Origin of the sequence: Pseudomonas fluorescens (assembly GCF_019212185.1) — a bacterium.
GTDB lineage: Bacteria > Pseudomonadota > Gammaproteobacteria > Pseudomonadales > Pseudomonadaceae > Aquipseudomonas.
Genome location: NZ_CP078138.1, coordinates 2871682 through 2896673, shown reverse-complemented (window position 1 = coordinate 2896673; position 24992 = coordinate 2871682). Strand labels below are relative to the sequence as shown.

At 62.9% G+C, this 24992-nt stretch carries 20 protein-coding genes; 4 read left to right on the top strand and 16 right to left on the bottom strand.

Annotated features, from left to right (window positions below; all coding sequences use genetic code 11):
- Positions 1-52 precede the first annotated feature (52 nt).
- On the top strand, positions 53-838 hold the full coding sequence (locus KW062_RS13095; protein WP_105755321.1) for an enoyl-CoA hydratase: 786 nt from the start codon (positions 53-55) through the stop codon (positions 836-838).
- A 149-nt stretch (positions 839-987) separates the two neighbouring features.
- Here the strand turns inward: KW062_RS13095 and KW062_RS13090 are convergent, their stop codons facing one another.
- The 5 genes from KW062_RS13090 to KW062_RS13070 form a co-directional block, all read right to left on the bottom strand.
- Positions 988-1764, bottom strand: coding sequence for an SDR family oxidoreductase (locus KW062_RS13090; RefSeq protein WP_105755287.1), 777 nt, complete (start codon positions 1762-1764; stop codon positions 988-990).
- Positions 1761-3458, bottom strand: a complete 1698-nt coding sequence (locus KW062_RS13085; protein WP_105755288.1) for an FAD-binding protein — start codon at positions 3456-3458, stop codon at positions 1761-1763. The genes KW062_RS13090 and KW062_RS13085 overlap by 4 nt, the downstream gene beginning before the upstream one ends.
- Before the next feature lie 10 nt (positions 3459-3468).
- Positions 3469-5184, bottom strand: a complete 1716-nt coding sequence (locus KW062_RS13080; RefSeq protein WP_105755289.1) for an FAD-dependent oxidoreductase — start codon at positions 5182-5184, stop codon at positions 3469-3471.
- 271 nt (positions 5185-5455) lie between these two features.
- Complete coding sequence (locus KW062_RS13075) at positions 5456-7024, bottom strand: amidase (protein WP_105755290.1); 1569 nt, start codon at positions 7022-7024, stop codon at positions 5456-5458.
- Between the two features lie 113 nt (positions 7025-7137).
- The gene (locus KW062_RS13070; protein ID WP_256351124.1) at positions 7138-8601 is read right to left on the bottom strand and encodes a coniferyl aldehyde dehydrogenase; all 1464 of its coding nucleotides are present in this window, start codon (positions 8599-8601) and stop codon (positions 7138-7140) included.
- A 171-nt stretch (positions 8602-8772) separates the two neighbouring features.
- Here KW062_RS13070 and KW062_RS13065 point away from each other — a divergent pair, with 171 nt between their 5' ends.
- The 3 genes from KW062_RS13065 to KW062_RS13055 are packed head-to-tail and all read left to right on the top strand — an operon-like array spanning position 8773 to position 11651.
- On the top strand, positions 8773-9756 hold the full coding sequence (locus tag KW062_RS13065; RefSeq protein ID WP_105755292.1) for a flavin reductase family protein: 984 nt from the start codon (positions 8773-8775) through the stop codon (positions 9754-9756).
- The gene (locus tag KW062_RS13060; protein ID WP_105755322.1) at positions 9753-11081 is read left to right on the top strand and encodes a spinster family MFS transporter; all 1329 of its coding nucleotides are present in this window, start codon (positions 9753-9755) and stop codon (positions 11079-11081) included. The genes KW062_RS13065 and KW062_RS13060 overlap by 4 nt, the downstream gene beginning before the upstream one ends.
- 6 nt (positions 11082-11087) lie before the next feature.
- Positions 11088-11651 carry a TetR/AcrR family transcriptional regulator gene (locus KW062_RS13055; RefSeq protein WP_105755293.1) on the top strand — a complete coding sequence of 188 codons (564 nt, stop codon included), beginning with the start codon at positions 11088-11090 and terminating at the stop codon, positions 11649-11651.
- A gap of 39 nt (positions 11652-11690) precedes the next feature.
- Here KW062_RS13055 and KW062_RS13050 read toward each other — a convergent pair whose 3' ends face one another.
- The 11 genes from KW062_RS13050 to mnxG form a co-directional block, all read right to left on the bottom strand.
- Positions 11691-12299: a hypothetical protein gene (locus tag KW062_RS13050; protein WP_105755323.1), complete on the bottom strand. Its 609-nt coding sequence runs from the start codon at positions 12297-12299 to the stop codon at positions 11691-11693.
- Positions 12296-12907 (bottom strand): hypothetical protein, encoded by a 612-nt coding sequence (locus KW062_RS13045; protein WP_371321435.1) that lies wholly within the window; start codon positions 12905-12907, stop codon positions 12296-12298. Before KW062_RS13045 ends, KW062_RS13050 begins: the two co-directional genes overlap by 4 nt.
- The gene (locus tag KW062_RS13040; RefSeq protein ID WP_105756138.1) at positions 12904-13512 is read right to left on the bottom strand and encodes a hypothetical protein; all 609 of its coding nucleotides are present in this window, start codon (positions 13510-13512) and stop codon (positions 12904-12906) included. The genes KW062_RS13045 and KW062_RS13040 overlap by 4 nt, the downstream gene beginning before the upstream one ends.
- Positions 13509-14120, bottom strand: coding sequence for a hypothetical protein (locus tag KW062_RS13035; protein WP_371321453.1), 612 nt, complete (start codon positions 14118-14120; stop codon positions 13509-13511). The genes KW062_RS13040 and KW062_RS13035 overlap by 4 nt, the downstream gene beginning before the upstream one ends.
- Positions 14117-14683, bottom strand: coding sequence for a hypothetical protein (locus tag KW062_RS13030; RefSeq protein ID WP_256351123.1), 567 nt, complete (start codon positions 14681-14683; stop codon positions 14117-14119). The genes KW062_RS13035 and KW062_RS13030 overlap by 4 nt, the downstream gene beginning before the upstream one ends.
- Positions 14684-14724: 41 nt before the next feature.
- Positions 14725-15348, bottom strand: coding sequence for a hypothetical protein (locus KW062_RS13025; RefSeq protein ID WP_218424843.1), 624 nt, complete (start codon positions 15346-15348; stop codon positions 14725-14727).
- Complete coding sequence (locus KW062_RS13020; RefSeq protein WP_256351122.1) at positions 15333-15896, bottom strand: hypothetical protein; 564 nt, start codon at positions 15894-15896, stop codon at positions 15333-15335. Before KW062_RS13020 ends, KW062_RS13025 begins: the two co-directional genes overlap by 16 nt.
- A gap of 41 nt (positions 15897-15937) precedes the next feature.
- Positions 15938-16546 carry a hypothetical protein gene (locus KW062_RS13015; protein WP_218424862.1) on the bottom strand — a complete coding sequence of 203 codons (609 nt, stop codon included), beginning with the start codon at positions 16544-16546 and terminating at the stop codon, positions 15938-15940.
- Positions 16543-17154, bottom strand: coding sequence for a hypothetical protein (locus tag KW062_RS13010; RefSeq protein ID WP_105755294.1), 612 nt, complete (start codon positions 17152-17154; stop codon positions 16543-16545). The genes KW062_RS13015 and KW062_RS13010 overlap by 4 nt, the downstream gene beginning before the upstream one ends.
- On the bottom strand, positions 17151-18605 hold the full coding sequence (locus tag KW062_RS13005) for a PAAR domain-containing protein (protein WP_218277059.1): 1455 nt from the start codon (positions 18603-18605) through the stop codon (positions 17151-17153). The genes KW062_RS13010 and KW062_RS13005 overlap by 4 nt, the downstream gene beginning before the upstream one ends.
- Before the next feature lie 171 nt (positions 18606-18776).
- A complete protein-coding gene (mnxG, locus tag KW062_RS13000) occupies positions 18777-24605 on the bottom strand; it encodes a manganese-oxidizing multicopper oxidase MnxG (RefSeq protein WP_256351015.1) in 5829 nt (1942 codons plus the stop codon).
- Positions 24606-24992 lie beyond the last annotated feature (387 nt).

The window sequence follows — 24992 nt, the reverse complement described above, 5'->3', positions numbered from 1 at the left end:
GAACAGGACACTGGCGACCATTTACGGCTTTTTCAGGCTTAAGAGGATGACCATGTCCGACGTGTCCGCTACACCGGTCCTGCTGGAACACCCCCTGCCCGGCGTTGCCCTGCTGCGCCTCAACCGGCCCCAGGCGACCAACGCCCTGAGCCTGGAGTTGCAGGCGCTGCTGTCAGAGCATTTCAGCGAACTGGCGCTCGATCCGCAGGTGCGTTGCATCGTCCTGACCGGCGGCGACCAGGTGTTCGCGGCCGGGGGCGACATCAATAGCATGGCCGGGGTCGGTGCCATTGATATCTACAAGCGCCACACTGAGCGAGTCTGGGGGCCGATCCAGCATTGCCCGAAACCGGTGATCGCGGCGGTTTGCGGCTATGCCTATGGCGGCGGCTGCGAACTGGCGATGCACGCCGACCTGATCGTCGCCGGCCGCAGCGCGCGCTTCTGCCAACCAGAGATCCGCATCGGCATCATGCCCGGCATCGGCGGCACCCAGCGCCTGGTGCGCGCGGTGGGCAAGGTCAAGGCGATGCGCATGGCGCTGACCGGGCAGCCGATCACTGCTGAAGAGGCTTGGGTGGCCGGCCTGGTCAGTGATCTGGTGGATGATGATCAGGTGCAAGCCCATGCCCTGGAGTTGGCGCGGGTCATCGCGGCAATGCCGGCGCTCGCTGCCGAGCAGATCAAGGAGGTAATCCTCGCCGGCATGGATGCACCGCTGGAGGCGGGCCTGGCGCTGGAGCGCAAGGCCAATGCGCTGTTGTTCGCTTCGCGGGATCAGAAGGAGGGGATGCAGGCGTTTATTGAAAAACGAGGGGCGCGGTTTGTGGGGAGTTAGGCGCGGGCGATGCGTCATGTGAGCTGCGAATATTCTGTGGGAGCTAGCCTGCTAGCGATGGCTTTTTTCCGGTGTACGCCGAAAGATAGCCATCGCGAACAAGCTCGCTCCTACACAGGAGCAGGGAAGCAAAGGAGCGAACCCATCGCTTAGATACTCATCACCATCTGCCCGCTGTCTATACGCAACTCCACCCCATTGATCGCCCTCGCCTCGTCACTGGCCAAAAACAACACACTGGCCGCCACATCCTCGGGCCGGCACATTCGGTTCATCGGGTCGCTGTCGATGGTCAGACGGTCCGGGTCGACACCCTGGGGAAATCCGCCGCGGGTCATATCGGTCAGCACTCCATCCGGGTGCAGGGTGTTGCAGCGGATGCGGTATTTGCGCCGCCGGCACAGCACCGCCACCGAGCGCGACAACGCCGCCACGGCGCCCTTGGAGGCGCTATAGGCCAGGTAATCGTCACGCCCGGCCAGGGCTGCAATGGACGACAGATTGATGATCGAGCCACCGCGGTCCTTCATCAACGCAATGCCTTCACGACAGCCGAGGAACACGCTGTCGGCGTTCACCCGCAGCATTTTGTGCCAGTCGGCGAGGCTGGTTTCTTCGAGGCTACCGCAGATCAGGATCCCTGCATTGTTGACCAGAATATCCAGGCGTCCGTAGTGCTCGCGCAGATGGCCGATCACCTCGCGCCACTGCTCCTCGCTGCTGACATCGTGGCGGATAAAGGCGGCCGCCGCGCCGAGTTCGGTCGCCAGGGCCTGGCCAGCTTCGACATCGAGGTCGCTGATCAGTACCCGAGCGCCTTCGGCCACCAACGCCCGCACGCTGGCGGCGCCGATGCCCCTGGCGCCACCGGTGACCAGCGCCACCTTGCCGTGAACCCGGCCGTTGCTGTTTGTTGAGTCGGTCATGGTGTCATCTCATGTGCGTGGGTCGAGGGGGATGGCTGCGCAGCACGGGCCACGCTGGCCCCGGCGCGCCGGCCGGAGAACACACAGTCAGCCAGGGACAGGCCGCTGATGTACAGGTGCGAAGGGATGCCCAAGGCTGTGCGCCCGGCCGCATACAGTCCCGCAATTGCCTGGCCCTGGTCATCCAGTACCGCGCCACTGCCCTCATCCACCCGCAGCCCGCCAAGGGTCAAGGCGCCCAGCGGAAACACCGGGTTGGTCACGGAAATATCGCAGGCGTAAAACGGTCCCTGCTCCAGCACCTGACGCCCGCCCTCGGACTTGCCGAACGGCTCCGGCGCCTCGCCACGGGCAGCGGCGTTGGCGGCCAACACCGAATCGCGCAACGCTGCCGGATCCATCAAGGTGGCGCCGGCCAGTTCGCTCAAGCTCTGGCCCTTGCGCACCTTGAACAGCATCAGTGCCAGCGCCGGAAAACTCTGGAACCACCAATAGCCCCCGAACAACGCCTCGCGAATCGCCTTCTTGCGCAACGGTGCATCGAGCACCAGCCAGGCCTTGCCGCCCTGCTCTTCCATCAATGGCTGGCCGAGGGTGGCGCCGTAGACTTCTTCGTTGCAAAAGCGCTGGCCTTGACGGTTGACGACGATGCCCTTGTGCCAACTGTAGGGCGGATTGAGAAAGCGCCAGGCCGAGACCCGCTCAAGCCCGATGCCCTGCCCGCCAACACTGGCGCCCAGGCGCAGGCCGCTGCCATCGCAACCGGTGGCGCCGACCTTGAAGTTGCGACGAAATTTCGGCGCGTGTTGTTCGAGCATCTGCCGATTGAAGATGAAACCGCCGGTACTGAGGATCACCCCGTTGCGTGCCCGAACCCGGCGTGGTCGTGCGAAATCCCGTTCCAGCTGGCAGATTTTCTTGCGCAGCTTGTTGCAGTAGCCCGGGGCAAAGTTCTGCAGGCGTTCAGCGCGCGCCGCGAGGCGGGCATGCAATTGCGCTTCTCGACTGCCTTCGGCCAGGCACCAGAACTCGACACCCAGCACCCGCCCCTGCGCATCAACCACCAAGCGCCGTGCGGCGGCCTGCAACAGTGGTCGGGCGCCGGCTTTCAGACATGCTGCCTTGAGATGGGCAAACAACACCGCGCCACCCTGGCCCTTGCCCACGGTGCGATGCCCGCGTGGCGCTGGCGGCAACGGCCCGCTGTGGCTCGGTACCAGCTCGTTACCCGAGTAATAAAGGAAGTAGCCATCGGACGGATAGGAAGTCTTTCCCCCCGGCGGCATCTGGTGTCCGTAGGGTGCGCCGTGGCCTTCCAGCCATTGCAGGTTGCTCACGCTGTCGGCACAGAAGCGCCACAGGGTTTCGTCGCTGACCACATTGCAGGTTTCATGCTTGAGGTAGTCGAACATGGCTTCGGGACTGTCGTTGAAGCCGGCCGCCTGTTGATGACGGGTGCCGCCACCGGCATACACCACCCCGCCGCTCTTGGCGCTGGCACCGCCGCCGGTGAAGCGGTCGGCGATCAGCACGTCGGCACCTCGGGCGCATGCCTCAAGGGCGGCGCAGGCACCGGCCGCGCCCCAGCCCACTACCAGCACATCGCACAATTGGTCCCAGGCGACGCTGCTGCTGTCGTCCACGTGCAAGGCTGGCAGCACCTCTGTGGCGGGAAGATTTTCAGACATCGACATAGCCCACCTCCTAACCCTGGCGCGCCAGGTGATTGGCGGCGACGTAGCCGAAGGTCATGGCCGGCCCGAGAGTGCCGCCGGCGCCCGGATAGCTGGTGCCCATCACCGATGCCGAGCAGTTGCCGATCGCATACAGGCCGTCGATGGCGCTGCCGTCTTCGCGCACCACCTGGGCGTGTTGGTTGGTCAGCAGACCACCTTTGGTGCCGATATCGCCGGCATCCAGGCGCATCGCATAGAACGGGCCTTTGCGCAGCGGCGCCAGGCACGGGTTGGGCTTGACGTTACTGTCGCCGTAATAGCGGTCGAAGACGTTGCCGCCACGGCCGAAGTCGAGGTCGACACCGGAGCTGGCGTAATCGTTGATTTTGCGCGCGGTGGCTTCCAGGCCGGCGGCATCGACACCGATCTGCCGGGCCAGGCCCTCCAGGGTCTCGGCCTTCCAGTACAGCTTGTTCAACCACTCTTTGCGCAGGCGGCTGTCGGGCACCACCTGACCCGGCATCAGCGGGCCCATGGCGTAGTTGAAACGGAAATGCGCGTCGAAGATCACCCAGGCTGGAACCGATTTGCCGCCGGTCCTGTTGTCGTCCTTGTACATCGCATCGACGAACTCCAGGTACGGCGCCGCTTCGTTGACAAAGCGCTGGCCCTGGCCGTTGACCACGATAGCGCCGGGGAACGCGCGTTCGGCGAAGATCCCCCGGGGTTTATCTTCACCCGGTACGGCAATGGTCGGTGCCCACCAGGCCCAGTCCAGCAACGCAGTGGCCGCACCCTGTCCAAGGCCTGCGGTGAGTGCCGCGCCGGTGTTATTACCCGGCGGAGTGGCACTCCAGGCCTGGCGATTGGGCTTGGGCAGGTACTGGTCGCGCAGCGCCTGATTCTGCTCGAAACCGCCCGAGGCGAGGATCACCCCACGGCGCGCATACAGCTGGCGCACGGTCTCCCCCTGTTGCACGGTGATCCCGGTGACCCGACCGTTGTCGCTAATCAGTCCACAAAAATCGGTGTTGAGCCACAGCGGCACCTGACGATCCATCAGCGAGCGGCGCAGCGAGGCCACCAGCGAACTGCCGAGGGAGGCGCGGCGATCAATTTTGCTTTTGCTCTTGCGCCGCCATTTGAAGTCCAGCTTGTAGCGCAGCATCAGCTTCATGATCAGCAGGCGCCAGCCGAAACTGCGAGCCATGACCTTGTGCGCATCCCGCGCGGTCCAGGCGATACAGCCCATCAACAGTGTCGAGGGCGACGGCTTGCGCAGGTTGGCCAGTTCATCGCCGAGCAAGCTGGTGTCGAACAATTCCGGGTCAAGGGTGCGACCACCGGCCAGGGCGCCTGGCAGGTGCGGGTAATAATCGGGGTACTTGGCCGCCACCGCATAGCGTACCCGGCTGGTGCGGGTGAGCGCTTCGATCATCTTCGGCGCGTTGTCCAGGTAGGCCCGCAGGCGTACTTCCTCGACATGCTCGCCGGCCGCGGCCTTGAGGTAGGTCAGCGCGGTAGCATAGCTGTCGTTGCCGTTGATGCGGGCGAAGTAGTGGTTGTTGGGGATCCAGATACCGCCACCGGAAATCGCCGAGGTGCCGCCGTACTGGTTGCTTTTTTCCACCACCAGGACGCTTAAACCCTGGTCGGCCAGAAATACCGCCGAGGTCATCGCACCGGCGCCCGAACCGACGACGATCACGTCGTACCGGGCCTGAGACTGAACTTGAGCCGTCATTGTTGTTATGCCATTAGCTGAGGTCAGGAAGAAACCGCCGACGACGCAGCGGGTGCGCTGGCGGAGTGCAGCCCATGATCAGGGGTGCGAAGGGAGGGGTTCATCGTCAATCTGGACTAGGGGCAGTCATCCGCATCGCTCTCGGGTTCATCGCTGGCAAGCCCGCCCCTGCAGGGGTTGCGGTCGAACACAATTTCTGCGTGCACCGCGATCCCTGCAGGAGCTGGCTTGCCAGCGATGAGGCCAACCCATTCACCACAGGAAATGGGGATTACACCCTGGCCCTTCTGGCCGCCCACGGATGGGCCTGTTCCAGTTGTGCGGCGAGTCGCAGCAGGACGTCTTCGCCGCCCAGGTGTGCGGTGAACATCATGCCCACCGGCATGCCGCTGTCGCTCTGGCCCAGCGGCAGGGAGATTGCCGGTTGGCCGCTGACGTTGGCCAGCACGGTGAAGCCGGCGCTGCCCATGGCGTGGTTGACATAGGTGTCCCAGGGTTGGTCGAGGGACAGCAGGCCGAGTTTCGGGGTGAGGCTGCCGGTGACCGGCGACAGGATCACGTCAAAGCGCTCGAAGTGCTGTTCCATGGTCGCGCCAATGCTTTCGAACGACTGCCGTGCACGGTACAGGTCGACGCCGCTGCCGCCTTTCGAGCGTTGCAGGTTGACCCGGGTGATCTGTTCCAGATCCTGGGCCGTGGCCTCGCGACCAAGCACTTGCTGACGCTCCTCGATCAGGCTGCGCAGCGCAGTGCCGATGACCATGCCGTGGGCGCCGAACAACTGCCGTGGATCGACATTCAGCGTCAGCTCGTCGAGTTCATGGCCGAGGGCTTGCAGTTGCTTGATGGTCTGCTCCAGAGTCGCGGCAATCGCCGGTTCCAGCGGCGCACCGGTCAGCGACTGGCGGACCACCGCGACCCGCAATTTGCCCGGTTCGCGCTGCAGTTCTTCGACATATGGCCGTGCCAGCGGCGGCAGCCAATAGGCGCTGCCCGCTTCATGGCCGTGCCCGGCATCAAGGAACAGCGCGGTGTCGCGCACCGTACGTGAGACCACATTGGCCACGCTGGCACCGAACCAGCCTTCGAAATGCAGCGGTCCGCTCGGCGTCCGGTAGCGGCTAGGCTTGAGCCCGACCAGTGCGCAATAGGACGCCGGAATCCGTATCGAGCCGCCGCCGTCGGTGGCGTGGGCCACCGGCACAATCCCCGCCGCCACTGCCGCCGCCGCGCCACCGGACGAGCCGCCGGCACTCATGGCCAGGTTCCATGGGTTGCGGGTCTGGCCCCAGGCCAGGGATTCGGTGGTGGTGGTCAGGCCGAACTCCGGGCAGGTGGTCTTGCCGAACGGCACCGCGCCAGCCTGCTCGTAGCGGGCGATCAGGGTGCTGGTGCGGGCCGCCGGTGGCGAGTCCTTGAACATCCGGCTGCCGTTGCTGGTGACGGTGCCCTGCAGGCCGGTATTGAGGTCCTTGATCAGTAGCGGCACGCCGGCCAGGGCGCCCTGGTTCAGGGTGCCCGCGGCGCGGCGGCGGGCGAGCACGTCGCGGGCGTAGGCCTCGTGCAGCATGTTCACCGCATTAACCCTGGGATTGACCTCGTTGTAACGCGCCAGAGCCGCCGCCAGCAGCTCGTCGGCGCTCAGTTCACCGCTGCGGATCGCTTGGCTCATGGCCCAGGCATCCATGGCCTGGTAGTCGCCGGCCGACAGCCCTTGGGCACGGACCTCGGCGAAGCGTCCCAGAAGGCCGACGCCAACAGCGACGGCTCCGGCCTTAAGCACACTGCGGCGCGGCCAGCCGGTGGTGGATGGTGGTACGGGGTTGTCTTGGTTTTCCATGGGTACGGTCGCGCCCTTGTCGTAAGTGATCGGGAAGTGGTTCGCGGTCGGCGCTGCGGGTCACATCATCGGTGCCGCAGCGGATTTGCGCCAGCGACTTGCCGGCGCTGCAATCAGTCGCAGGTGACCCCAGCCAGCATGGCCGCCAGGTAATGCTCGCCATAGGGCGGCAGCAGGCCCCATTCGCGACGCGGATCGTGGGCCGGGGCCTTGAACACGGTGCGCATATGACTGAACTGCAGAAAGCCTTCGCGGCCGTGGTAATGACCCATGCCGGAAGCGCCGATACCGCCGAACGGCGCATCGTGCAGGGCGGCGTGCATCATCACGTCGTTGATGGTCACCCCACCGGACAGCGTCTGCTCCAGCACCTGGCGTTGCTCGGCGTGGTCCTCGCCGAAGTAGTACAGCGCCAGCGGCCGTGGCCGGCTATTGATCTGGGCGATGACCTGATCCAGGTCGTGGTAACTCAACACGACCATGGCCGGGCCGAAGATTTCCTCGTGCATGATCTGGCTGTCCGCCGGCGGATCCACCACCACCCGCAGCGGTCGACGGCGGTCTTCGCTGTCCACCGGCAGGACTTCGGGCAGGCATTCGATACGCGCGCCACGGGACTCGGCGTCCGCCACCAGGCCTTCGACCCGCTGCAAATGACGCTGATTGACCACCGCCACCACATCCGGATTACCTGCGACTGTCGGGTTGAGGTCGCGATAGGCACCGCGCAAGGCCGCGAGGAAGTCTTCAAGCTGAGCATTGGGCACGTAGACCAGGTCCGGGTTGATGCAAATCTGCCCACCATTGCTGGCCTTGCCGGCGGCGATGCTGAAGGCGGCTTTCTGCAGGTCGGCACTGCGCGACACGATCACCGGCGACTTGCCGCCCAGCTCCAGGGTCACCGGCACCAGGTTTTTCGCGGCGTTGGCCATGACCAGTCGACCGACCGCCGTGCTGCCGGTGAACACCAGGTGATCGAACGGCTGGCTGCTGAAGGCTTCGCCCAACTCAGGCCCGCCGTTGACCACCGCCACCACCCGCGGGTCGAGGTGTTCGGCGCACAACTTCGCCAGCAGTTCGGCGGTGCGCGGCACCACTTCCGAGGGCTTGAGGATCGCCCGATTGCCGGCGGCCAACGCCGAGGCCAGCGGGCTGAACAGGGTATAGAGCGGCGCATTCCAGGTGCCGAGGATGCCCACCGAGCCTTTGCCCTGATACATCACCCAGGCGCGGGCGCCGAGTTGATCATAGGGCGCGAACACTTCACGCGGCTCATCCTGCATCCATGCCTGCAAATGATCGCGAGCGTATTTGAGCGAGGCCAGCGCACCCAGCACGTCGTTCATCAACGAAAAACCGGCGGGACGTCCGCCAAAGTCTTGGTCGATAGCGGTGGTCAATGCCTCGTGGTGCTGCACCAGCAAATCGATGACCTGTTGCAGGCGCTGGCGGCGGGTGTCGGCGCTGACGTGGCCGGCGCTGGCAAAGGCGCTTTGCTGTTGCGCCAGCAGGCTGCCCAGGGCCTGTGGTGAAGACGTCGCTGAACTCATTGTTATCCCCTTGCAGGTTGGCTCGATGGCCAGTGAGCGCCCGATGCGCCTGGCGCTACCCTAACCGCGCCGCGCCCTGTGCGACCACGTCCAATCGGACGATGTCCCTGCATTAGCGTTAGTCCGTTGAGACGATGTTTGGCCGCCACAATCGCCCAATACTGGCCATACGAAAATCCCCACCCCATGAGGCCAGTCATGGCAATGCAAAACATCAGTTTCGATCCCCAGGCCTTCCGTGCCGCGCTTGGCACCTTCACCACCGGGGTCACGATCATCACCACCCAGAGCGAAGACGGCTCGCCGGTGGGCATCACCGCCAACAGTTTCAACTCGGTGTCGCTGAATCCGCCGCTGGTACTGTGGAGCCTGTCCAAGCAGGCGCGCAGCCTGCCGGTGTTCAGCAACGGCAAGCACTGGAACGTGCATGTGTTGTCTACCGAGCAGGAGACCCTGTCCGGCCGTTTCGCCACCCAGGGCGAAGACAAATTCGCCGAAATCGAGTTGGACAACGGCGTCAGCGAGGCACCGTTGCTGCAGGATTGCACCGCGCGTTTCCAATGCCGCACGGCGTTCCAGTACGAGGGCGGCGACCACGTGATTTTCGTTGGCGAAGTGCTCGCCTTCGACCACAGCGACCGCGCGCCGCTGGCGTTCCAGAGCGGTCAATATGCCCTGGCCACGCGCAAGCCACGCAGCGAACTGCGCCTGGCGACCACCCCGCCGCCACCGGAGTGCAGCTACACCGAAGACCTGCTCGGCTATCTGCTGGGCCGTGCGCACTACCAGGCGTTGAACGCCTTGCGCCAGTTGCTTAACAGCCAGCAACTGGATGAGCAGTCGTTTTTTGTGCTGTCGATCCTGTGCATCCGCGACAACATGACCCTCGACGAAATCAACACCTTCGTCACCTACACCGGCCGTGAAGTGACCCTGGCGAGCATGCGTTTCCTCGAGCGCCAGCGCCTGGTCGCCTTCGAAGGCAGCAGCGAAGCGCTGCGCTTTGTGCTCACAGCCCAGGGCCGCGAAGTCTCGGTGCATCAACTGGCATTGGCCAAGGCCGTGGAAGAGGACCTGTCGAGCAAGCTCGGTGCAGCCGACGCGCAAGCCCTGAAAGTCCTGCTCAAGCGCCTGATCGTGGTCAGTGACCCTGGCTTGCCTGACCTGTGGGCGCCGCGATGACCGTGCACCAGGGCGCGTTGCCGGCGGCCAAAGTCGGCTGGCGCAGCCATGGCCTGCTGCTGTTGCTGGCCCTGGTGTTTGCCGACAACTTCGTCGGCCGGCAGATCCTCGCGGTGATGGTCGAGCCGATCAAGGCCGAGTTCGGCGTCGGCGATACCGCCATCGGCCTGATCTCCGGCCTGGCGTTTGCCGCGGTCTATGCGCTGATGGGCCTGCCGGCGGGTCGGCTGGTGGACCGCATGCCGCGCGTGCGCCTGCTGGCCCTGTCTTGTCTGCTGTGGGCGCTGGCGACCATCGCCTGTGGCTGGGCCGGCAGTTTCGTGGCGCTGGCGGTGGCGCGGATGCTGGTGGCGATCAGCGAGTCGCCGACCACCTCGGCCTCGCTGTCGTTGATCGCCGACCTGTACCCGCCGCAACGGCGTTCGTTCGCCATCAGTTGCTTTACCGCAGCGCCGACCTTTTCCTCGATCATCGGCCTGAGCATCGGCGCCTGGGTGGTCGAGCACTACGGCTGGCGCAGCGCATTTATCGCCCTCGGCCTGCCGGCCCTGGTGTTTTGCACCATCCTCGCCGCGCTGGTCCGTGAACCACAACGCGGGCGCTGGGATCTCACACCCCACGCCCCGGCCCACCCGGCGCTGCTCGGCATGGGTGCCGAAGCCCGCAAGTTGTGGGCGTTGCCGGCCTACCGCTGCCTGATCCTCGCCGGCGGCCTGACCACCCTCAGCTCCTATGCGGTGGGCATGTGGAACACCAGTTTTCTGGTGCGCTCCCATGGCCTGTCGCTGCAACACGCCGGCTTGCTGGCGGGGGTCATCTGCGGTATTTCGGCGGGTATTGGCGGGCTGTTCAGCGGCTGGCTCAGCGACCGCCTGTGCCGGCGTCATCCGCACTGGCAGGTGTCGATTCCAGTGATCGGCCACCTGACGGCCCTGTGTGCGCTGGTCCCCTACCTGCTGTGGTCTGACACCCTGCTGACGCGCCTGGGCAACGTGCCGATTCCCGCTGCCATGCTCTGGTGCGCGCTGTATTCGTTCTTCGCCGTGTGGTGGGTCGCGCCGTCGTACAACCTGGTCACCCAGCTGGTCCCGGCCCCCCGCCGCGGCACCGCCATGGCCCTGCAGACCATCGTCAGCACCCTGCTCGGGGTCGGCGTCGGACCGCTGCTCACCGGCCTGCTCAGTGACCTGTTGCTGCCGCAATTCGGCCAGCAATCACTGCGCTACGCGCTGCTACTGGTGAACCTGCCGATCCTCTGCGCCGTGCTGTTGCTGCTGCGCACCGCCCGCCACGCCGCCCCCTCCCACTATCGCCACGCCGGATAAGCTGCCATGGCCACAAACCTCGCCACCGCCCTGCCCAGCCCCCGCGAACGCCTGCTCGAGGCCGCCGCCGAACTGTTCGCCGAGCACGGCTACCAAGCCATCGGCCTGCGCGACCTGGCCAGCCACCTCGGCCTGCAACCCGGCTCGCTGTACCACCACATCGACAACAAACAGGCGTTGCTCTTCGAGCTGATCGAGAGCGGTTTGAGCGACCTTGTGCAGCACACCAGCCAACGCTTGAAAGGCGCACGCAGCCCTGGCAAACGCCTGGAATTGTTCGTGCGCGGGTTCATGGAATTTCATGCCGAGCAACCGCACCCGTTGAGCTTGATCTGCCGTGAATTTGCCAATCTGGACGAGGGGCAGAAGCGGCGCATTGTCGGTTTGAAGGAGCAGTATGCGGCGCTGCTGCGGGGGATCATTGGCGACGCCGAGGGCGGAATGGCTAATGCGGTGATTGGGCTGTTGTTCGGGCAGGCGCATTGGTACAGCGCGGTGGCGAGCGAGGCGCAGGTGAGTGAGGGGGTGAGGCGGCTGGTGGGTTTGGCGTCGGCGGTTCGTTCGACATAGGACTGCCCCCCCGCTCCCTGCCAGCGGGGGGCGAGACGGTCAGCGTTTCATCCAGGGTTTGGCAATGCTCAAGGTAATCAGGTAGCGATCCTCCGTAGGCCGCTTGTCATCCTTGAATCGACGCACCGACATCATCACCTGATAAAGATCATCGGCCTGCCAATAGGTCGTACCGATGGGCCTGGGCCCGCTGAATTTGGCACGCGATTGTGGCGTGTCGGCGAGCGCAGGATATTGATCGGGGCGAGTGAGTACCCAACCGGCGTTGCGCCATTGTTCCTGCAAATCGAGTACGACTTTGAAAATGTCGTCGAGCAACAGTGGCTCGATTTGGGGGGACATGCGGACGCTACCAATTCGATCATCCCGGTAGAAGATCGCGAAAAAACGTGCTGTAGGGGTCACAAAGCCAAACTTCGGATCGACGAAGCGCAGTCTGGCATCAGACTTCGGGATGTTGAATGACACCTCTGCGGGGATAGCAGAAGCAATGGATGCACTGGAACGCTGGCGCATGTCCTCGTAAGGCTCGCCAATCACCAAAGCGATTTCTTTTTCCGATTGTGCTTCGATCCACCAGACCAACAGCCCGAGCAATACCAAGCCCCAGGCCCACCGTTTCGGGCCTACGGGTCCTGCCAGGCTCAAGGTTTCACCCATGGTTCACCAATACTCAAGGTGATCAAGTACCGCTCTTGCGTGGGATGCCTATCGTCCTTGAATCGATGCACCATCATCATGATCTGGTACTGATCACCGGCTTGCCAGTACGTAGTGCCCCCTCTCCTCACATCACGCAGTTTGGCACGCCATTGTGCAGTGTCGGCGATGGGTGGGGATTCATTGGGCAGCGTGGGAACCCAGCCGCCTTGGCGCCACTGCTCCTGAAGATCGAGCGCGACTTTGAGGATGTCGTCGAGCAACAGCGGCTCGATTTGCGGGGACATGCGGACGCTACCGACTGAGCCAGCGCTGGTAAACGTGACTGCAAGATAACGTGCCACGGGCGTCACAAACCCATACCGCGGGTCTGTGAAGCGCAACCGGGCGTCCGAGTCAGGCGAGCGTCCCCAAAAACTCCCGGCAATTGCGGGGCCGATGCTCGCACTGGATCGTTGACGCATATCCTCCCAAGGCTCACCAATCACCAGCGCGATTTCTTTTTCCGATTGTGCTTCGATCCACCAGACCAACACCCCGAGAAATGCCAAGCCCCAGGCCCACCGTTTCGGGCCTACGGATCCTACCAGGCTCAAGGTTTCACCCAAGGTTGGGCAATACCCAGCGAGATCAGATAGCGCTCCTCAGAGGGGCGTTTATAGTCCTCGAATCGATTGATCTCCAACCTCACCTGATACAGATCACCGGCCTGCCAATAGGTTTTTACGACTCTGCTTTCCTCACGTAAATCAGTACGCACTTGCGGAGTGTCGGCAATCGGGGGGAACTGATGAGGCAGTGTGGGCACCCAGCCGCCTTGGCGCCATTGATCCTGTAAATCGAGGGCGACTTTGAGAATTTCATCGAGTAAAAGAGGTTCGACTTGTGGAGACATACGGACGCTGTTTATTTTGTCATCCCGGTAGAAGATCGCGAAAAAACGTGCTGCGGGGGTCACAAAGCCAAACTTCGGATCGACGAAGCGCAGTCTGGCATCAGACTTCGGAATGTTGAATGACACCTCTGCCGGGATAGCAGAAGCAATGGGTGCACTGGAACGCTGGCGCATGTCCTCGTAAGGCTCGCCAATCACCAGCGCGATTTCCCTTTCCGACTGTGCGTCGATCCACCAGACCAACAGCCCGAGCAATATCAAGCCCCAGGCCCACCGTTTCGGGCCTACGGGTCCTGCCAGGCTCAAGGTTTCACCCATGGTTTGGCAATGTCCAGCAAGATCAGATATCGCTCCTCTGAGGGGCGCTTATAGTCCTCGAACCGATTAATCTCCAACCTCACCTGATACAGATCACCGGCCTGCCAATAGGTTTTTACGACTCTGCTTTCCTCGCGCAAATCAACACGTAATTGCGGTGTGTCGGCAATCGGGGGGAACTGATGAGGCAGTGTGGGCACCCAGCCGCTTTGCCGCCATTGGTCCTGCAAGTCGAGCGCAACTTTGAGCGTGTCATCCTGCAACAGCGGTTCCACTTGTGGAGACATGCGGACGCCATGCACCAACTCATCACGGCTAAAGCTAACGGTGAAATAGCGCGCCAGTGGCGTGGTAAACCCATACTGCGGATGAACGAAGCGTAAACGGGCATCCGTAGCGGGGACATTGAACCAAACGTGTCCAGCGATAGCGGGACCGATAGACGCACTGGATCGGTGGCGCATGTCCTCCCAGGGCTCATCAATTAGCAGCGCGATTTCCTTTTCCGACTGTTCTTCGATCCACCAGACCAACAGCCCGAGAAATGCCAAGCCCCAGGCCCACCGTTTCGGGCCTACGGGTCCTGCCAGGCTCAAGGTTTCACCCATGGTTCACCAATACTCAAGGTGATCAAGTACCGCTCTTGCGTGGGATGCCTATAGTCCTTGAATCGATGCACCATCATCATGATCTGGTACTGATCACCGGCTTGCCAGTACGTAGTGCCCCCTCTCCTCACATCACGCAGTTTGGCACGCCATTGTGCAGTGTCGGCGATGGGTGGGGATTCATTGGGCAGCGTGGGAACCCAGCCGCCTTGGCGCCACTGTTCCTGAAGATCGAGCGCGACTTTGAGGATGTCGTCGAGCAACAGCGGCTCGATTTGCGGGGACATACGAATACTGCCGACCAACTCATCACGGCTAAAACCCACGGTAAAAAAACGTGCCGATGGCGTGGTGAACCCATATTTTTCATGAACGAATCGCAATCGGGCATCCGATTTAGGAATGCTGAACGAAATATGCCCAGGAATGGTTGGACCAATGGATGCGCTCGAGCGTTGGCGCATATCTTCCCAAGGCTCGCCAATCACCAGCGCGATTTCCCTTTCCGACTGTGCGTCGATCCACCAGACCAACAGCCCGAGCAATACCAAGCCCCAGGCCCACCGATGCCCGTTCACAGGGCGACGAAACCTCACGGCTTCATCCAGGGTTCGGCAATGCTCAAGGTAATCAGGTAACGATCCTCCGTAGGCCGCTTGTCATCCTTGAATCGACGCACCGACATCATCACCTGGTAAAGATCACCGGCCTGCCAATAGGTCGTCCCCATGGGCCTGGGCCCGCTGAATTTGGCACGCGATTGTGGCGTGTCGGCGAGCGCAGGATATTGATCGGGGCGAGTGAGTACCCAACCGGCGTTGCGCCATTGATCCTGCAAATCCAGCACGACTTTGAAAATGTCGTCGAGCAACAGTGGCTCGATTTGGGGGGACATGCGGACGCCATCAACCAGCTCATCTCGGCCAAAACTCACGGTGAAGAAGCGCGCCAACGGCGTGGTAAACCCATACTGCGGGTGAATCAAGCGCAATCGGGCATCCGATTTAGGAATGCTGAACGAGATATACCCAGGAATGGTTGGACCAATCGATGCGCTCGAGCGTTGGCGCATGTCTTCCCAAGGCTCGCCAATCACCAGCGCGATTTCTTTTTCCGATTGCGCTTCGATGGCCCAGACCAACAGCCCGAGAACGAATAGTCCCCAAGCACTCCGTTTCCAGCCTACGACCCCTGGCCGGCTCAAGGTTTCACCCATGGTTTACCAATACCCAAGGTGATCAAGTACCGTTCTTGCGTGGGATGCCTATAGTCCTTGAATCGATGCACCACCATCATCACCTGATACTGATCACCTGCCTGCCAATAAGTGGTGCCGCCTCGCCTCACATCACGCAGGTTGACACGCCATTGCGGCGTGTCGGCGATCGGCGGGAATTCATTGGGCAGCGTGGGAACCCAGCCGCCTTGGCGCCACTGCTCCTGAAGATCGAGCGCGACTTTGAGGATGTCGTCGAGCAACAGCGGCTCGATTTGAGGGGACATGCGGACGCTACCAATTCGATCATCCCGGTAGAAGATCGCGAAAAAACGTGCTGCAGGGGTCACAAAGCCAAACTTCGGATCGACGAAGCGCAGTCTGGCATCAGACTTCGGGATGTTGAATGACACCTCTGCGGGGATAGCAGAAGCAATGGATGCACTGGAACGCTGGCGCATGTCCTCATAAGGCTCGCCAATCACCAAAGCGATTTCCTTTTCCGACTGTGCGTCGATCCACCAGACCAACAGCCCGAGCAATACCAAGCCACAGGCCCACCGATGCCCGTTCACAGGGCGACGAAACCTCACGGCTTCATCCAGGGTTCGGCAATGCTCAAGGTAATCAGGTAACGATCCTCCGTAGGCCGCTTGTCATCCTTGAATCGACGCACCGACATCATCACCTGGTAAAGATCACCGGCCTGCCAATAGGTCGTCCCCATGGGCCTGGGCCCGCTGAATTTGGCACGCGATTGTGGCGTGTCGGCGAGCGCAGGATATTGATCGGGGCGAGTGAGTACCCAACCGGCGTTGCGCCATTGATCCTGCAAATCCAGCACGACTTTGAAAATGTCGTCGAGCAGCAGTGGTTCGATTTGGGGGGACATGCGGACGCTACCAATTCGATCATCCCGGTAGAAGATCGCGAAAAAACGTGCTGCAGGGGTCACAAAGCCAAACTTCGGATCGACGAAGCGCAGTCTGGCATCAGACTTCGGGATGTTGAATGACACCTCTGCGGGGATAGCAGAAGCAATGGATGCACTGGAACGCTGGCGCATGTCCTCGTAAGGCTCGCCAATCACCAAAGCGATTTCTTTTTCCGATTGTGCTTCGATCCACCAGACCAACAGCCCGAGCAATACCAAGCCCCAGGCCCACCGTTTCGGGCCTACGGGTCCTGCCAGGCTCAAGGTTTCACCCATGGTTCACCAATACTCAAGGTGATCAAGTACCGCTCTTGCGTGGGATGCCTATCGTCCTTGAATCGATGCACCATCATCATGATCTGGTACTGATCACCGGCTTGCCAGTACGTAGTGCCCCCTCTCCTCACATCACGCAGTTTGGCACGCCATTGTGCAGTGTCGGCGATGGGTGGGGATTCATTGGGCAGCGTGGGAACCCAGCCGCCTTGGCGCCACTGCTCCTGAAGATCGAGCGCGACTTTGAGGATGTCGTCGAGCAACAGCGGCTCGATTTGCGGGGACATGCGGACGCTACCGACTGAGCCAGCGCTGGTAAACGTGACTGCAAGATAACGTGCCACGGGCGTCACAAACCCATACCGCGGGTCTGTGAAGCGCAACCGGGCGTCCGAGTCAGGCGAGCGTCCCCAAAAACTTCCGGCAATTGCGGGGCCGATGCTTGCACTGGATCGTTGACGCATGTCTTCCCAAGGCTCACCAATCACCAGCGCGATTTCCTTTTCCGACTGTGCTTCGATGGCCCAGACCAATAGTCCGAGCATGACCAGTCCCCATACGAAGCGCCACTTGCCTCTGGGGCGCAAATAGTTCATCGCACTCCCTCTCCAGCGGCAATATCCCTGATCGCCCGCTCGATTTTGTAGTAATCACCAGAATGCAGGAGTTGATGAAATTGGGCCGCTGCTCTAAGCACAAAGGGCATGCGTTGGTTGATATCGGAAAGGTCGGCCAGTGGATTATTGCCGAAGTCAATGGTGCGCCCGTCATCGACGGCGACACACTGACTGGCGAGGGTCAATTCGATTGGCTGAGCAGCACCAGGCAACAAGTTGGTCACGTACGCCAAGTGATTGCCGCGAAGCAAAGCAACCAACAATGAATCGCTGTACATCGATGGCTGTAGAATGTTTTGCTGCTCGTGCCAAGCCAGATGCACAACACTTTCCGCAATCCTGCCCATCTCCACAGCCCTGAAAGCGTTCAGGATTTCAACATAGTTACCACCGAACTTAAGTGTCTCCTGCTCCACCGGCCACAACACCGAACCCGCGCCATCGTGATAAATATCCTGCCGCACCCTCAAACACGACTCCAACGCCCCAAACCCCTGCTGCATATAAAACACATGCAACGGATACACATCCAAAAACAGCGTGGTATTGCCCATCGCAAGCATGTCGTACACGTGCCTGTACAACTGCTGCACCGACGACAGCGACTCCCCTTCACGACGCCAATCAATCCCCGGCAACGGGTTGTCTCGGCTGGCCTGCTCGTGCTCGCGGCGGGCCTGTTCAAACTCTTGCAATTTCCTTTCACGCTCCCGTGCACCACCGCCGAACAGGCCGAAGAACCCCCGCCTGGCGCTGTCCTTACGCTCAGCAAAGGTTTGCTGTTCGGTCTCGATCTTGTCGATGGAGCCGGCGGCATGCAGCAGGCCGCAGCCGACCTGTTTCGAGGCGAAGGCCGCGAGGCCGGCCCATTGCAAGCGCGGGTCCTCCAGCCATAAGCGGGCGTAGGCGGCGTTGATTGCGCGGTTGCGGGCCTTGGGGTCGGCGATCAAGGTGCCGCCGGGGGCGACTATGGCTTCGGCCATTTTCTGGTAGGCGCGCCAGGCGTGCTCGCAACCTTGGGTCTGCGGGGTTGAAAACACCGCCGGGGCGGGCTGCGAGGCCTGGGTGAATGCTGAGGGTGCGGGTGCATCAGGCAAGGGCGGTTCGGCGTAGGCCGGGTGATTGCGCGGCAGTGCGACGGTGCCTTCAAAGCTTTGACTGCGGATGGTCTGGCTGGAAACCAGTCGTGGTGAGGGATCGCAGTTACAGCGGCAGAGGTCGTCACCCAGTGCGGCATGGCGGCCGTCAATGGTATCGATCAGGTGTGGACCGTCGATGGCGATGTAGCCGGTGCTTTCGCACTTGGGGCACCAGACTTCATCGCCTTCACACGCCATGGGCTGGCCGTTGATGGTGCAGCGGGGGTTGCCGGTTGTAACAGTGCCTTCGGCGGTGGTTTTGTCACCGACCATGATGTGAAAGCGCTCCATTCGACGTATGTCCTTATCGTTTTTTTCGAAAGGACGCACGCTAGAGGAGGCGCAGATTGGAAATAAATCAGACGTTTCTTTGGATGCTGTAATCCGCTTCCGTAATTGTGTTCTCCTTAAGAGAAAAGCAGCCTGGGGACTTTCGCCTCCAGGCTGTTTTGTCTCCACTCGCTATTGGGCCACCCCCGGCAGCGGCTCATCACTCACCCGCAACAACCCCCACATCCCGCCCAAATTGCCGAACGCCGCATAATCCCGGTACAGGTAATCCCCTGCCACCGCGTTGGCGCCGCCGGCGCTGGGGAACATGAAGCTGAAGTGGGCAGCGGGGAGTACGCTTTCCTGGGCGCCGATGTACATGGCCATGGGGTTGTAGCCGAAGCGCACCGAGCCGATGCCGGCGTCTTTCATCGGATAGCCCCAAAGGTCGACCCGTTCGGCCTGGAACGGGTTGAACGCCCAGATGTGGCCGTCGAGCTGGAACGTCGCGCCACGGCTGCCGCCCGAGGGCATCAGTATGTGGGTGCGGAATGGCTGGCCGGGTTTGACCCGCAGGATCGGGGTCACCGGGTCGCCACCCACCAGGCTGTTGCTGTAGGCCCGGTGTGCATCGGGCACCGCGCCCAGACCATTGCCGCCGGCCTGGCCAAAGGGTGCGTCCGGGGCGCGGGCGAAGCGGTACCACAGCGGCTCGCTCTTGTAGTTGATGGCCATGTCCGAGTTGTCTTTGGGGTCGTTGGGCACGCCCGGCCCCTCCGACGCCATGTTCTCCACCGGCAAGCCGTTGGCCCAGCGCATGTTCAGCGACTTTTGCCAGACCATCGCGAAATCGCGATACGGAGTGCCACCGGGCGCCTGCACCGTGGCCGAGGCCCGGGACGCGGCGTCCTCCTGCCAGGTCGAGCCCGGCGGGGTGATGGTCATGGCCGCCACCAGGCCTTTCTGCGGTTGCTTGATCGGGTCGGCCGGCATCAGGTTGAGGCCGCCGAACTCGATGGGCGTGGCCTGGATTACGTCGACGTTGCGCCCCAGTTGCGAGGCCACCGGTTGACCGGCGCGCTCCAGGTGTCCGGCGTAGTACTGGTAGGTGCGGCTCGGCCAGGCCCCGCTGCTGCCGACCCGTGGCGCCACGGTTTGCACCGGGTTGCCGCCGACGTTGAAGCCATCGGACTTGCTGACGTCGTAGGTCAGCAACTGCGCATGCAGGCCAACGTGGCTGGAAGGCCGCATCAGGTTGTTGTTGAAAGTGCTCGAACCCTGCGCGCCGGAACGATCACGCTTGACCGTGCCTTGCATCACCGCGTTGTTGACCAGGTCCGGCATCACCAGCGGCAGACGGTTTTCCAGGGTGATGTTGATGCAATCGCCGGCAGCGGCGCGCAGCACCAGCGGCTCGATCGGCACCCCGGGCTTGAGTTTGCCGCTGACTGGGTCGAGGTCGGCCTTGCGCACATAGAGGATCGCGGTCGGGTCATGCAGCGGCCCGGACTGCCCGCCAATGGTGAAGGTCTCGCCATCCTCGGGATCGAAGACGGTTACCTGCGGCACCGTCACCGGCCTTGGGTTGTAGACCAGGGTGCCGCCCAGCGGATTGAGCGGACCGCCGACATGCTGGCCCTCGCCTGCGGCATCGCCAATGGTCAGACCCAGCGGGTTGGCGAGGATGTCGTTGGCCAGCGCCGCAACCACTTCATAGTTGCGCTGCACCGTTGGCCGGGTACCAATGCCGTTGGGATTGGGTCCGACGCGCGGGCACACGCCATTGAAGTTGGCGGTGTTGCGCGCGGTCACCGGCCGCGGGTTGTTAGGCAGCGGGAACAGGTCACTGCGGCTCTGCGAGTAGTTGCGCATGATGCCCCACAGGCCGCTCCAGTAACCCTCCAGGGACGCATCCATGGAATACAGGTAGTCGCCGGTGTCGCTGGCGGCGCTGGACATCATCGCCACCGGCGCCATGAAGCCGAACTGCTCGGAAATCGCGATCATCTGCGAAGCCTTCCAGCCGGTGTTGGAACTGTTGCCAAAGCCGCTGCCGGAATGCAGCCACTTGACCCCGTGCATCGTCACGTTGTGCTCCTCTTCATGGCCACCGGCATTCACCCGCAGGCGTACGTTGTCACCGGTGTAGGTGCGCAAGGTCGGGGTGAACGGATCGCCCGGCATGTCGCCGCGATTGATGTGCGCCGGCATCAGCGTGACCCCGCCAGTCGGCCCGGTCGCCGAGCGGATCGCACTGGGCGCCAGGTTGAGCGCCGGGATCGCCCGGTCGGTGCGGCTTTGCAGGGCGTAGGCCAGGTCACCGGCCAAGCCATCGGCCTGCATCCCGGGCTTGCCATCCGGCGCGATCTTGTTCGGGTCGTAGATGCGCAGCCCCAGCGGTTCGTGGCGATAGTTGACGACGAAGATCCCCGGATCGGAGGCCGAGATCGCCTGCGGGCAGGGCCGCGTCGGGCAGGTCAGCAATTGCCCGCTGGCCACTTCCAGCACCGAGTCCAGCCGATTGGCCGCCGCCTTGCGCCCCGGCGGGTTGATCGCGTAGCGGAAGCTGTCGGCGGTAGCCGGGAAAGCGCCCGCATTGGGGATGCCATCGGGGCCGGCGCCGACATACACGCCGGCTTCATAGGCGTGCTGGAAGTCGCTGAACTCGAGGAAGAACTCGCGGAAGCTGTCGTTCTTGCTGTCGCCGTCGAGGTCGCCGGTTTCGATCACCGCCTGCCACGACGTCGGACCGCCGTCCTGGCGCCCGCCGCCGTTGTACAGGGACTCACCGGTCTCGGCGTGGTACCACTTGGAGCCCGCCGGTTCGGCCAGCACCGTGGCGTACATGCCCACTTGCTGATGGGTCGATGGGCCGAGGTGGTCATGGGTGAAGATGTTGCCCAGGCCGCGATCGATGTTGTGGACGTTGAGCACCGGGTCGGCGAACCAGCGTTGCAACATGGTCCGCGCGCCGAGCCAGTCGGCGCGGTTGAACTGGCCGAAGAACGGGTGCTGCTTGGCCACCGGGCAATCGCCGGAACCTTCGCGTGGATCGCCGGCCTGGCAATTGTTGAAGCGGCGAATGGCGTGGATGCGCTCGATCACAGTGGACGGCGAAAGCACCCCGTCCTCGTAGTTCCAGCCGTTGGCCGAGCCGTCGGCGGCGGTCAGGTCCCACTTGGGCAGATGGATGTGCTGGCCGATGACATCGGTGGGCGTGCGCACCTGGAAATCGTCCAGCTCATACACCGACGGCACCAGGTTGGTGTGCTGGTATAGGGTGCAGTCGAAGGTGTTCATGCGCATCACCAGAGGCTCCGGCGGACGCTGCTTGGTGATCACCGGCCAGGCGTCCTCCCACAGGGTCAGGATGCGGGTTTGCGGGAAGTGGTAGCCGACCTTGTTGAACACCGCGTCGAACTGGATATTCGCGCCCTTGTAAACGCGCGGGTGATCGGCACTGAACGGCGAGGCGCCGCTGAATGACTGGGCGTCGAGACGCTCGCCACTGTTGAACATGCCGGCACCGGCGCTGCGCAGCAGGCGCTTTTGCCGGTCGTCCATGCACGGCTCGAAGAACGGCGCACCAGCCACCGGCGGCGCACCGTTGGTGAGAAAGTTGCGCGGCTGCAGTTCACCGCTGGGCAGCACGGCGAAGCTGGGGTGGGACGGCTTGGCGTGGAAGGCCATGGCCGCCTGTTCGACCTCGGTGCCCTCCTCCGGGAAATACACCGGCTTGGCCCGCTCCAGCGACTTGCTCATGTCCAGCGAAGTAGTGCTCACTTGCGCCTCACCGCCCGCCGCCCAGCCATCCAGGCCATGCCGTGCCAGACCGCCGTCCCAACCACCGGCCTGGGCCGGATCGAGCGCCGACCATAAGGCCTTGCCGCTGTCGCGCAGGGCGGTGGCGGTAGGTGCGTCGAGCATGTCCAGCGGTGGAGTCGGCGGGCGTTGGCCGACGGTGCTTTCGAGGCCGCCGATCCAGAACGGATAGCCAGGGTTTTTCAAGCTGCCATCGGCGTTGCGGTTGGCTTCGCTGCGGTCGACCAGGGCCAGCGAGCCGACCACTTTCGGTCCACCGTGAGGCGAGTCATCGTCGCCCGCCTCGTGCTCGGCGACTTGGGTTTCGCCACTGATTTTCGGAATCACCACCACTTTACCCGGCATCGGCGGCAAGGCTTTGCCCGGCAACGGCACGACCGCCGGAATCGGCGTACCGGCGACGATTTCGCCATCGGGCAGGGCCCGCGCACCCGTGGCTGGCAGGCCGCTGCGCAAGGCGAACGGCTCGGCGTGGTAGTCGTTGATGCCGTCCTGGGTCACCGCCAGCCGCGTGCCTTCTTCAAACACATCGTGGATGCGCCACATGGCCCACATGCCCTGGGCGAAATGCGGGTAGAAATGGCAGTGATAGATCGCATCGCCGACCACCCGATTGCGGTTGCCGGAGCCGCCGTGGGCGATCTCGTAGGTGTATCCCGAACCCGGGCCGACGCCCTGGGCGTCCATGTAGTCGGAGTTGTCATCGTTGGGGTTGAACAACCATTGATGGCCGTGCAGATGGAACACGTGCTGCTCGTAGCCGACGCTGATATTGCGAAATTTCACCGCATCGCCGAGGTAACTGTGGGCGACGTTGGACGGCTCGGCCGGGTACAGCGCCATGCTCGCCTTGATCCCGACACTGTCGGCCGGCGGTGTCTGGCTCGGCGCAAGGGTTTCCAGGCCAGTGTTGGCCGGGACATCGACCTGCATGGCGATATCGCCGGTGGCGTGGGCACTGAGGAAGAATTCTTCGTAGGCGCAGGACAGGCAGTCATGCATCGGCCCGACCCCCACGCGATTGGCGATGACCTCGGCACCCATGCCGCCGGAACCGTAGTTGACCATGAAGGCGTCGCGCGCCGGGTCGAGCATCTGGCCGAACACCGGGTCGCCCCAAAACCCGGGGAACGCCTGGATCACCGCCGACTGATCATGGAACACCGCCGCGAAATCGCGGAACGGTTCCAGCCGATTGGGCAGGCTGGGGTTGCGTCGGCCCTGGCTTTCCAGGGGATAGGTGGTCGGTGGGAAGCTGCCATCGGCGTTCGGTCCCATGACGATGGCGTCGGCATTACTGGCGATGATCTCGTTGCCATCGACCATGCTCAGGATCGGTTTGCCGGCCTTGCCTTCGGCAATCCAGGGTTGCTGCACCGGGTAGCGCGCCTGGTAGTCGATCACCGGCTGCCCCGCCGGCGTGCGCCCGCGGGTGGCCAGGCGCAGGTCTTCTTCGGTGACCGTGTTGTGATAGGCGCGACCGCCTTTGGGCAGCACCACCACCTGGCCGAACAGGCCGTTGCCGACGTTGCCCGAAGAGCCCTCGCTGCCGAAGGTGGCGCCGTAGCTGGTGGCAACAAAGGTGCCTTCGCGTTCGGCGTACAGGGTGTAGCTGCGGCTTTGTCCGGGGGACAGCAGGGTGTTGTCGTTGCGCCCGCTGTTGGCGGAAATATCGTTGATCGAACCGAACGCCTGCAGGCCGTTGACCTGGAAACCGACATGCCGATCAGCGACTTGGGCATCGACGTGCAACTCGCCGAGGGCCGGGTTCTCGTGGTCGTTGCCCTGGCCATTAGGGTTGGCCTGGAACCCCAGCAGGTTTTGCAGGTTGACCGTCAGGCAATCACCGGCGGCGACCCGCAGCACCAAGGGGCGCGGACGCTTGTCCGGGCGCAGGGTGACTTGACCGGGGGTGGCGCTGCCGCCCTGGGTGATCAGCAGACCGTTGCTGTCGACCACGTCGGCGCGCAGGGCGTACATCATGCCGTTGGGGTTGTGCGCGCCGAGCCGGTTGAACATCAGCGGCTGGTCCATGGCCACGACATTGGCGACCAGAGTGCGCTGGCACTGCACCGCGGCTTCGGCGAATTCACCCCCGGCCAACCACACGCCGGCAAGGACCGCCAGGCCTTGGGGTTTTCGCAACCAGGTGCGGATACGTTCGAGTTCAATTCCAGTGTGCAGTTGGGCGCAGATCATGTCGGCAGGCCTCCCAGTCAGTGGATCCAATGTCTGACTTGGCTTGGCAAAATCTGCGCCACAAAAAAAATCGGTTTTGATTCAACGAGTTGGCAGCCACTCCCGAGCATGGGCAGCTATTTGTCCGACGTCCCCCACTTCTGGCATGAAAAAGCGTCCCCACTGCGGAGGAAATTTTCCCCAGCAATGGGGCACTTGCCCCTGCACCCACTTTTTTGCCTGCTCCAAGGGTGCATTGGCAACTTAATCGTCATATTTGGACACAACTTCACTTTTCCACGGCCCGGGTTTCCGCGCGCACCCCTTATAGAACCTCACGCCGTGACCTGCGGCATGCCGTCAACGCCCTCCTCTCTTTATACCGCCTGGTCAGCTGCACCCGCTCGA

Bases quoted from the DNA above. Each gene is read 5' to 3' on its own strand.
- KW062_RS13095 (WP_105755321.1), top strand. From the start codon at position 53: ATGTCCGACGTGTCCGCTACACCGGTCCTGCTGGAACACCCCCTGCCC.
- KW062_RS13090 (WP_105755287.1), bottom strand. From the start codon at position 1,764: ATGACCGACTCAACAAACAGCAACGGCCGGGTTCACGGCAAGGTGGCG.
- KW062_RS13085 (WP_105755288.1), bottom strand. From the start codon at position 3,458: ATGTCGATGTCTGAAAATCTTCCCGCCACAGAGGTGCTGCCAGCCTTG.
- KW062_RS13080 (WP_105755289.1), bottom strand. From the start codon at position 5,184: ATGACGGCTCAAGTTCAGTCTCAGGCCCGGTACGACGTGATCGTCGTC.
- KW062_RS13075 (WP_105755290.1), bottom strand. From the start codon at position 7,024: ATGGAAAACCAAGACAACCCCGTACCACCATCCACCACCGGCTGGCCG.
- KW062_RS13065 (WP_105755292.1), top strand. From the start codon at position 8,773: ATGGCAATGCAAAACATCAGTTTCGATCCCCAGGCCTTCCGTGCCGCG.
- KW062_RS13060 (WP_105755322.1), top strand. From the start codon at position 9,753: ATGACCGTGCACCAGGGCGCGTTGCCGGCGGCCAAAGTCGGCTGGCGC.
- KW062_RS13055 (WP_105755293.1), top strand. From the start codon at position 11,088: ATGGCCACAAACCTCGCCACCGCCCTGCCCAGCCCCCGCGAACGCCTG.
- KW062_RS13025 (WP_218424843.1), bottom strand. From the start codon at position 15,348: ATGGGTGAAACCTTGAGCCGGCCAGGGGTCGTAGGCTGGAAACGGAGT.
- KW062_RS13010 (WP_105755294.1), bottom strand. From the start codon at position 17,154: ATGAACTATTTGCGCCCCAGAGGCAAGTGGCGCTTCGTATGGGGACTG.
- KW062_RS13005 (WP_218277059.1), bottom strand. From the start codon at position 18,605: ATGGAGCGCTTTCACATCATGGTCGGTGACAAAACCACCGCCGAAGGC.
- mnxG (WP_256351015.1), bottom strand. From the start codon at position 24,605: ATGATCTGCGCCCAACTGCACACTGGAATTGAACTCGAACGTATCCGC.